This is a genomic window from Acinetobacter sp. CY17 (assembly GCF_059515825.1).
The window spans coordinates 129037-138942 of the sequence record NZ_JCAKMX010000008.1 but is presented as its reverse complement, the minus strand read 5'-3'; the positions used below and the strand labels follow the sequence as shown (position 1 = coordinate 138942).

The following is a 9906-nucleotide window of genomic DNA, read 5'->3' as shown; positions in this document are numbered from 1 at the left end:
TGTGATCGAACACATCAATAGTCAATTGAAAACATTTAGAATATTAAGTGAACGTTATCGAAATAGACGGAAAAGATTCGGTTTACGCATTAACTTAATTGCTGCACTGGTAAACCGAATAAACTTGCAATAACCACTTTCGCAAGAGGTCTAATAAATATGTTATATAAAAATTATAGCTAACTTTTAATCTTTTCTAAATTTAGTGTATATAAGAATTTCTAAAAGATCAATTGGTGCTTAGGTGACGGATCTAAATATTTTGGCCCAGCGATTTAGTTAAACTTTATGCCCATTCAATTGCCATTCATGGCTAAATTTTAATTATATGATCTGTAGATGAGCAAAAGCCCCTCAATTGAGGGGCTTTTGTATATTGAATTTATTCTGCTTTTTGTGGATCGTATAAACGGTCTTTAATCAGTAAAGCTGGAATTAATCCACAAATAAAATAAGCCACAGCCATGACTAAAAGACCTGTGCCAATTGAGCCACCATGCGCGAAATAGCCAATAGTGAGCGGTGCAAAGACAGCACCAATTCGCCCAATGTTAAATGCACCACTCACTGCTGTACCACGAATAGAAGTTGGAAAGCTTTCGGTCATATAGGTGGCATTAATAGCAAATGGCATGCCATATAAAAAGCCAAACATTAGCATTAACCATAAGATATTGGTTGGCGTGTTAAAATAGATAACAATAGGTAAAAATAATGCAGTACCAATCGTACCAAAAGCAAATAAAGCACGGCGACCAAAGCGATCTGCTAGCACACCGGCGACGACTTTAGCAAAAATCATAATTAAGAAAGTACCTACCATGTAGGTGGTCATTTCCTTAAACTTGATACCTAAATCCGATTCTAAATATGCAGGTAACCAATTACTTAAGCCTGCATAACCAAACTGTAGCGCACCAGCACTTAAAATCCATAACATAAACATCCAGCGATGATTCTTATCACGTAAAATGACCAGATAAGGATTTTGTTTTTTGACTTTGTTGTTAGGATTTAGAGCTTCTTGGCGTTTTATTTCGCGCGAGCGCTGCCAAGAGTCTGGTTCAGGTACTAAAAAGTACAGCAGAAATGCCAATACAATCGGAATAATCGTAATCCAGTACAGCATACGCCAGCCATATTCTGGAATAATCCAACCTGCTAATAAAGTCGCACATAAAGAGCCTAAGGTGAAACCGGTCATGAGTGTTGCTAAAACAGTAGTACGGTATTTAGTCGGTACATATTCAGACATTAAGGTATTACAAGCAATATATAAAGAGCCCAAACCAATGGCTGCAATACTACGAATAATAATAAATTGGTGATATGAATCAACAAAACCTAAGGTACAAGATAAGGTGGACGCTAAAATCATGTAAAAAACAATGACTTTTACCCGGCCAAAGCGGTCACACGCCCAACCCCCAATTAAGCCACCTACTACGCCGCCGACTAAGCTCCAACTGCCAATAGCACCTACTTGTACTGTGGTTAAGTTAAATTCAGCCTTTAAGCTGGTCAAGCTATAGGCTAAAAATGCAATATCAATTCCGTCTGCCAATAAAATAAAGAAACACAAGATAAAAGCAGTCAGCCATATTTTTTTGGGTTGCACCTGTGCCTCTTGGGCAGCTGATGCGTCTGCTACATGATCCGTCATTGAGCACATCCTGTTTAGAGTTGTTATTTTAAAATAATGTTGATTTTTGAGTTTTAGGAATTAAATTCCGCTTAACGGAATAATATGTTTAGCATGTTTTTTATACTTTTACAGCGTTAAATTGATCTAAATAGTCAAAAAATTGTAAAAATACGATTGTGTACTAACTGGATGTTGCATTTGTACTGGTCTATCCATTATGATTTGAGCTGATTTAAAATAATATTTCACTATACAAAACTATAAGAATAGGTCACAGGAGTGAGTTATGTCACAACAACCATGGATTGCTGAGTATCAACGATGGAACGTTAATCCTGCATTTGTTCCACCACATCCGGATTTAACCTTAGCGCAAGTGATTGATGAAAAACTGCGTTTATTTGCAGAGAAAACCGCATTTATTTTTCTTAATCAAAAATATAGCTTTCAACAAGTCGATGAATTCAGTCACAGATTAGCGTATTTTTTGCAACAACAAGGTATTGCTGCGGGCAGTCGTATTGCGGTCATGCTGCCCAATATTATTCAGTATCCAATTGCAAGCTTTGCAATTTTAAGAGCAGGTTATATTTTAGTTAACGTTAATCCACTTTATACCCAGCGTGAGTTATATCATCAATTACAAGACTCAGGGGCTCAGGTTTTGATTGCGTTAAATTCAACTTTGGAAAAGCTACAAGATTTAGAGCAGTGCCCTGATTTAACCCATATTATTGCGACCACGGCTACAGATCTGGTCTTGCAAACCTCATCAGCACCGCATATTCCTGCATGCCCTCAACAGGTAAAAGCATTTGATTTGTTCAATATCTTAGAAAACACCCCAGCGTCTGAATTAAATCCGCTACAACAACAGCAACAAGATACGGTCATTTTACAATACACAGGGGGCACTACAGGCTTATCTAAAGGTGCAGAACTCACTCATGCCAATATTTTATTTAATGTGGCACAAAACAGTACTGTGTTCGTGAGTCATTTTGGTGATCGCGTTGCAGAAGATGGTGAATCAGTATTATGCGCGCTGCCGCTGTATCATATTTATGGCTTTACCATTTGCTTATTTAGTTATGGTTTGGCACGTGGTTTCGCCAATATTCTTATTCCAAACCCACGCGATTTAGACAGCTTAGTTGACCAATATCAGCAATACAGACCTACGGTTTTTCCAGCAGTGAATACGTTATTTAATGCTTTGGCACATCACCCACGTTTTGTTAGTTTAGATCATAGTCATTTGAAAACGACGACAGGTGGCGGCGCTAAAATTTTAAAAGCAACTGCAGATCGCTGGCAAGCGGTGACCGGTCGCTATATTTATGAAGGCTATGGCTTATCAGAAACATCGCCCACAGCAACGTTTAATCCACCGTTAAGTGAACGCTTTAATGAAACTATTGGTTTGCCAATTGCAGGTACCGAAATTGTTATTCTAGATGAGCATGGTCGACGACTTGGCTTTAACCAAGCGGGAGAAATTGCGATTCGTGGCCCCCAAGTAATGAAAGGTTATTGGCAACAGCCAGAAGCCACCCAGAAAGTCTTTACTCCAGATGGCTTTTTCTTAAGTGGTGATATTGGTTCGATGAATGAACAGGGCTACATCACCATTTTGGATCGCAAAAAAGACATGATTTTAGTGTCAGGATTTAATGTTTATCCAAATGAAATTGAATATGTCTTATCACTGCATCCTAAAGTGCTAGAAAGTGCAGTAATTGGAGTAGAGGATGAAAAATCTGGTCAAGTGCCTAAAGCCTTTATTGTCAAGAAAGATCCAAGCTTGACTCAAGAAGAAATACACAGTTATTTAAAGCAGCAGCTGACCAATTATAAAATTCCAAAATATCTTCAATTTATAGATGAATTGCCTAAATCAGCGGTAGGAAAAATTTTGCGTCGTGAATTACCTCGTGATTTAGATCATAATGATTTAGCTCAAGTGTCTTAAATAAAACAGCCATCGAAAGATGGCTCTTTTTTAGGCTGCTTGTATAAACTGCTGCATATAGCGTTGTAAATCATTTTTCATCTGAGTTGGTATCTGCTGTTTTACAAAACTGTCTTTGCATACCAGCACAATCACACTACTGGCGCTGGCCACACAACAATTTTGTGCTTGGCTATAAATATCATATTGCATTACAAAACTACTCTTGCCCACATGTGTCACTAAGGCTTTGGTGGTGAGCGTATCAGGGTAAAAAACGGGTTGTTTATAGGTACATTCGTTTTTTAAAATCACACTATACAGCGAATGTTCGAAGAAATTTAAAGCATCCAAAAAGGCAATTCTCGCATCTTCAATATAACGGAAATAATGTACATTGTTTAAATGTCCAAACGCATCCATTTCACCCCAAGCAATAGGGCGACTTACGCTTAATAATTGTTGTAAAGGCATCGACTACATCCTAAATAGAATTGTGTTGTGTTTTTAGGTCAGCATTATTTTTAGTTAGTCTGTAGTATATTTAAACATAAGCTGTAGCGCAATTTTTATCATTCATGATGGATCTGTTAAAAGTGCAGCTAGAGATGATATAAATTGATGCTCTTTTGCTATTTGTATGGCTTATCAATCAGGCTTTTGGTCCTGATTTTGTATTGGAATGAATGGATCTTAAATCCTATTACCCATCAACTCTAAAATGAAGTTCAACTGCATTAACCAGTCAAAAATACAGAATACTTAGCTATAGTTTAGTGAAATTTAAAAATGTTAACCTCAACACAGTTGAGCAGCTTAAAAAGCTTATTTTGGAGGAATTTTCACACAATTTGTAAACTTATTTAAGCGTTGTTGGGTGATTAGTAATCTTGATTGATTTTGTCGGAATTGCGACCAATAATAACCTTGCTCTAGCATAAATGAATTGACACCCCTGTTACCTTGTTACGATTTTATGCTAGGGTCTTTTTCCTGCCATTAGTCTGAAATTTTTGCATGTCTCTCATTTTATTTTATTCTATAAGAAAAAATGTTGAGTGAAAAAATGAAGCGTTCTAAACAGCAGGCGGCACTGCAGCTCACAGCACAATGGAGTGTGGAGCAGGATTGTTATTTAATTGAGCATGCCAGTCAAAGCATGGCACAGCTGCAAAAGATATTGCCTTTTAATGAAGAAGAAATTAATGCGCGTAAAAAAGTTCTAGGCTTAATGAAAAGACAACGTGCATTACAACGCTTACGTTAGTGTGTGTTGAGTAATTTAAGCAATGTTTTACAGATTTTTTTCAGTACTTTATCTAATTTTTCCTGCTGAGTGCCGGTGCAATAACAGCGCTGATTATAAATTTTATCTTGGTATAAGATACTATAAAAAAATGTACCGACAGGTTTATCCGGAGTTTCACTGCCGCCTTTTTTAAGTAATCCTGTACAGGCCACATAGATATCACAATCAAATAATTTTGGGGCACGGCGCGCCAGTTCTTCAGTGACTTGCATAGATTCAGGACTATACTTTTTCACCAGTTTTTGAGGCACACCTAAGACATTTTTTTTGACTTTTAAGTCGTAACACACTAAACCACCGACTAAAATTTTTCCAGATTGAGGTGTAAGAGCAAAGCGGTGGGCGAGATAACCACAGGTTGCACTTTCGATAAAGCTAATACAGCATTTTTTCTTGGCTAAAGCTTGGGCGCATTTTCGCATGCCAGTACTCCTTTTTTTAGTATTGAGCTTATAAAACTAAATGCAATTCAGGGCTAATATTTACAATCTGCTGCTCAATTCCTGCATAAACATACATAGGCACTATATAACTCAACCTGATCTGGCTGGATTTGCTTTACAGTAAATGAGGCGCAAAAAAAATATGAGAAGGAATGAGTATGAGTCAGAAAAAAGTGCTTATCATGACCTCCAATACGGGAGTAGAGCTGGCAGAATTACAGCAACCGCTGGAATTTTTACGCAGTAAAGGTATAGAAGCCATTCATGCTGCAATTGAAAATAAAGCTGTACGCACCGTAGAACAGGATAGCAAGCCAGCCATTGATTTTGAGCCAGATAGCAGCTTAAGTTCCGTGAATGTAGATGACTATGCTTTATTGCTAATTCCGGGAGGTACGGTCAATGCTGATCAATTGCGTGTGGATCAAGACGCACAGCGTATTATTCAATACTTCGCTGATCATGGTCGTCCGATTGCCGCCATTTGTCATGCGCCTTGGGTATTGATTGATGCTGAACGTATTCAGGGCAAAACCTTAACCTCTTATCATAGCATTTGCTTAGATTTACAACATGCAGGAGGCAACTGGGTCGATCAAGAAGTACAGCGTTGTGCGATGCATGATTGGGTACTGATCACCTCACGTTGTCCAGATGATCTGCCTGCCTTTAATCAAGCCCTTGTGAACGAGCTTGAGCATTCAAGTTAATTTTCAGTTAAATATGACGCTAAAGTACTTGCATGTACTTTGGCGTTTTTTTATGCTCAAGGCGACAATAAAAACATCACAACAAGGACGCTTATGTTATCACTGCTTGAGTTACAACAGCATTTAGTCACACATTTTCCGCGTGCGATGCAAAAATTTCAGCTCGAAAAAATTTTACCCGACAGCACCATCTTAAAACGTCATATTCAAGAGGAAGACTTACGCCCTGGTGCGACAGTCTCGGGGCCAACTTTAATGCAAATTGCCGACTTTGCCGCTTATGTGGGGATTATGGCGGATCAAGGTATTATTGCGAGTGCATTTACCACGAATTTAAATATTAATTTTTTGCGCCGTGCCGCGGCAGATCAGGCGATTATTGTGCATACCAAAATTTTAAAAGCGGGTAAAAATTTAGCCACGGCTGAAATGAGTATGTATTCTGACGGCAATGCAGACATGATTGCGCATGCAGTGGCCACATTTGCATTAATGCGTACAGAATGAAACGCTTCATTGAAACGGCAGTGATTTACCCTACTAAATGACAATATTGATTTCAGTAAATGATTAAAATTTAGCGTTTTAATTTTAAACAATCGGTAAAAATGATGTTTATAATAATAAAGATCGTTTTTACTTACTTTAAAAATCACGCTACTATTTTGCCATTAGAAAGCGTAGGGGAAGGAGAGAGTCCTTACGCTTTCTTTATCATTGGCTCAATACACGCATAGCAAGGTTAGTAAGCAAGGCATTAGAATGTTTTTCGATTGCTGCTTAAAACAGCAAATATTAAAGCTTTGATTTATATTTGAACCAATTCATGGTTACAATTTAGTTTTCTGCTACAAGATGATTGGTCATGATGCACAAGCGAATGCATACTTTAATTCAAACATTATCTGAGCACATGTTTGAACGTGAACAAACGATTGCGCTGTGTGTATTGGCAGGTGTGGCAGGTGCTAACAGTTTTTTATATGGTGCACCCGGTACAGCCAAAAGTTTAATTTCGCGCCGCGTGGCAGCAGGCTTTGAAGTCTCTGAATATTTCGAATATTTGATGAACCGCTTTAGCACCCCAGAAGAATTATTTGGGCCAGTATCATTAAAAGCCTTAAAACAAGATCAATATACCCGTAAAACTGAGCATTATTTACCTAAAGCTGAGTTTGCCTTTTTAGATGAAATTTGGAAAGCCAGTCCAGCAATTTTAAACACCTTGCTCACGCTGCTGAATGAAAAGACCTTTAAAAATGGCGATGTATTGCAACAAGTACCGCTAAAAGTACTCATCAGTGCCTCTAATGAAATTCCACAAGCCGAGCAAGGCTTAGATGCACTGTATGACCGTTTTATTTTGCGTTTGCAGGTACATCCAATTCAACAGCAGCAGCATTTCTTTGCCTTATTAAATGCTGCCCCAAGTAGCAGTAAACTTAAAGTCAGTGAAGACTTAAAAATTAGCCGTGATGAATTATTAACCTGGCGCGAGCAAATTTATGATGTGGTTTTGCCTGAGCATGTGTTAAATGCCTTTAGTCAAATTCGTGCGCAGCTGCAACAGCAATTTGCTGATCAGCAGATTTATATTTCGGATCGTCGTTGGCAACGCATTGCCTATTTAATCAAAGCGGCCGCTTTTTTAAATGGCCGTGACACGGTGCTTATCAGTGATTTATTTATTTTAAAACATTGTTTATGGAATCAGCTCGACGATGTCGCATTTGTAGAGCAAATTTTAGATCAAGTGCTATTGCGTGGGCTATATGATGATTTAGCGCTAGATGATTTAATCCATAACAAAGAACAGCTTGAACAAGAAATCCTGAACTATTTTTATTATACCGATGATGTCTATTATAGCTATTTAATCAAGGGACAGGATTATCTACATGCTGTGACCAATTTAGATCATCATTATCAAGATCAAGCTCTATATTTAGCCTTAGATAAAATGGGCACGAATAAAGACTTCTTTGCCATTGATGCGCAAGGCGAAGAAATTCGTGGCATTGTGTGTAATTTTAACGGCACGCGCCAATGTACGCTAAAAGGCGGTTATTACGGCTTAGAAGAAGTGGTAACGCCAAGTATTAAGTATGCCAAAGGTACGCTACGTCAGCATTTAAAACCAGAACAACAGCAACAATTACAGCGACAACTGGCTGATCTCAAAGCCGAGTTTTTGCAGCAGCAGCAGACTTTAAGCCAACGTTTTAACACACAAAAGCCAAAATTTGCCTCAATCTTTGTAGAGCAGCAGCATGTTCAAAACTTGATTGAAGCACTGGAAAAACAATTGCAACAGTATGAATTACAGTTACAGGATTGTGTGCGTTTGGAACAATTATGCCAACAATAAATACCCCTGCTGCATTAACGGCTGCGACCGAACAACTCATGCAAAGTTTGCAGACATCCAGCTTAAAACATTATTTAAATGATCAAAAAGTGCAGCAGCATGTTGAGCAAAGGGTACAAGAATGGGCTTATCAAGCTAAATCTAATTTAGATCAGCAGCATCCATATTTAAAAGCACAACAGCAATTAGAGCACTGGCTTAAGCTCATACAGGTGGATGCGTCTGAGTTTCAACAACTATTAAATGATTATCAAGAATTTAGTCAATTGCTCGGTTGGTCGGATTTAAGTGATTTTTGGCAGCAGCCGCTTCAATTACAGCGTTTGCAAGACCCCAAGTTTCGGGATTTACAATTTCAATTATTACGTGATAAATGGCAGCGTAAACTGACCGAAGCGGTGGCTGCGTGGGAATTTGAGCAACTGGCCTTGCAGCGCGATGCTTTTTTAGATGATATGAAAGACTTTTTAGCCAGCTTACAGCGTATGGCCAAACATAAAGAGTCTTTAGGTCTCGATACGGGTATCTTTCTTGACTATTCCAAAGGCAAGCTGACTCCACAAGATTTAGACCAGTTTCAACAATGGTGTGAATATTTAGAGCAAGATACTGAACTGGTGCGCTTAGCCCATAGCTTGGGTGCGGCACAACCTTCTAAATATCCACGCAGTGCTGCCTCATTGCAATTGCCACCCGATGCGCATGTTGCTATGCAAACTGATCACGTCCAAGAGGAGCTGATGGGGATTCAATTGGCACGGGATTTAAACAACACTTTGCCACATGAATTGGCCTTACTGGCTGATCCTGATTTAGAAATTCTATTTGATTTAAAATATTTAGAAGAAAATCTCATGAGCTTTAGTATGCAAGGTGAAAGCCAAGCCAAAGTGATTGATCAGCAACAACAGCTAAAAAAACAATTGGGGCAAAAAGGCCCGATGGTGCTGTGTTTGGATACCAGTGGTTCGATGCATGGACAACCAGAACTGATTGCCAAAGCCTTAAGTTTATTTTTGGCCATGCACGCCATGAAACAACATCGTCCCATGTATTTAATAAACTTCTCTACTCAAGTCACGACTTTAGAATTGACTCAAGCCCAAGGCATTGAGGATTTATTGCAGTTTTTAAGACAATCATTTTATGGTGGTACCGATATTATTCCAGCCTTAAGTCATGCTATTGAGATGCTAGAGGCGCCGGATTTTAGTAATGCTGATGTGATTGTGGTGTCTGATTTTATTATGGGACATTTGCCTGAAGACTTAATGCAAAATATTGAGACAGCTAAGCAAAATGGCCACGGTTTTTATGCCGTGGCGATTGGGAATTTCCGTTTTGATCATCTTAATTTAGGCTTATTTGATCATCAATGGATCTATCAAGCCAAAACAGGGCAAGTTGTTGAACTTGCCACAACCTAAAGCGGATTAAGGTTTAAAAAGGCCAGTATGCTGAAAATACTGGCTTTAACAGG

Annotated in this window: 9 protein-coding genes and 1 pseudogene; 7 read left to right on the top strand and 3 right to left on the bottom strand. The window is 38.6% G+C overall.

Annotated features, from left to right (window positions below; all coding sequences use genetic code 11):
- Positions 1-133: pseudogene (locus AC5YCI_RS07925) on the top strand (IS5-like element ISAba27 family transposase); the annotation flags it as partial.
- A gap of 249 nt (positions 134-382) precedes the next feature.
- Here AC5YCI_RS07925 and AC5YCI_RS07920 read toward each other — a convergent pair.
- Positions 383-1663: an MFS transporter gene (locus AC5YCI_RS07920; protein WP_496175427.1), complete on the bottom strand. Its 1281-nt coding sequence runs from the start codon at positions 1661-1663 to the stop codon at positions 383-385.
- A gap of 268 nt (positions 1664-1931) precedes the next feature.
- On the opposite strand from AC5YCI_RS07920, the gene AC5YCI_RS07915 reads away from it, so the two are divergent.
- Positions 1932-3617 (top strand): AMP-binding protein, encoded by a 1686-nt coding sequence (locus AC5YCI_RS07915; RefSeq protein WP_496175426.1) that lies wholly within the window; start codon positions 1932-1934, stop codon positions 3615-3617.
- A 30-nt stretch (positions 3618-3647) separates the two neighbouring features.
- Here AC5YCI_RS07915 and AC5YCI_RS07910 read toward each other — a convergent pair whose 3' ends face one another.
- Positions 3648-4070, bottom strand: a complete 423-nt coding sequence (locus AC5YCI_RS07910; protein ID WP_496129592.1) for an acyl-CoA thioesterase — start codon at positions 4068-4070, stop codon at positions 3648-3650.
- A gap of 592 nt (positions 4071-4662) precedes the next feature.
- Here AC5YCI_RS07910 and AC5YCI_RS07905 point away from each other — a divergent pair.
- Entirely contained in the window at positions 4663-4863 is a 201-nt protein-coding gene (locus AC5YCI_RS07905) for a hypothetical protein (RefSeq protein WP_496129591.1), read from the top strand.
- On the opposite strand, the gene AC5YCI_RS07900 is transcribed toward AC5YCI_RS07905, so the two are convergent.
- Positions 4860-5327: a CinA family protein gene (locus tag AC5YCI_RS07900; protein ID WP_496129590.1), complete on the bottom strand. Its 468-nt coding sequence runs from the start codon at positions 5325-5327 to the stop codon at positions 4860-4862. The genes AC5YCI_RS07905 and AC5YCI_RS07900 overlap by 4 nt on opposite strands.
- A 179-nt stretch (positions 5328-5506) precedes the next feature.
- On the opposite strand from AC5YCI_RS07900, the gene AC5YCI_RS07895 reads away from it, so the two are divergent.
- The 4 genes from AC5YCI_RS07895 to AC5YCI_RS07880 all read left to right on the top strand — a co-directional run bounded on the left by AC5YCI_RS07895 (position 5507) and on the right by AC5YCI_RS07880 (position 9853).
- Positions 5507-6058, top strand: a complete 552-nt coding sequence (locus tag AC5YCI_RS07895) for a type 1 glutamine amidotransferase domain-containing protein (RefSeq protein ID WP_496175425.1) — start codon at positions 5507-5509, stop codon at positions 6056-6058.
- Positions 6059-6151: 93 nt separating this feature from the next.
- Positions 6152-6565 (top strand): PaaI family thioesterase, encoded by a 414-nt coding sequence (locus AC5YCI_RS07890; RefSeq protein WP_496129588.1) that lies wholly within the window; start codon positions 6152-6154, stop codon positions 6563-6565.
- A gap of 358 nt (positions 6566-6923) precedes the next feature.
- Entirely contained in the window at positions 6924-8426 is a 1503-nt protein-coding gene (locus AC5YCI_RS07885; RefSeq protein WP_496175424.1) for an AAA family ATPase, read from the top strand.
- On the top strand, positions 8414-9853 hold the full coding sequence (locus tag AC5YCI_RS07880) for a VWA domain-containing protein (RefSeq protein ID WP_496175423.1): 1440 nt from the start codon (positions 8414-8416) through the stop codon (positions 9851-9853). The genes AC5YCI_RS07885 and AC5YCI_RS07880 overlap by 13 nt, the downstream gene beginning before the upstream one ends.
- Positions 9854-9906: the final 53 nt, after the last annotated feature.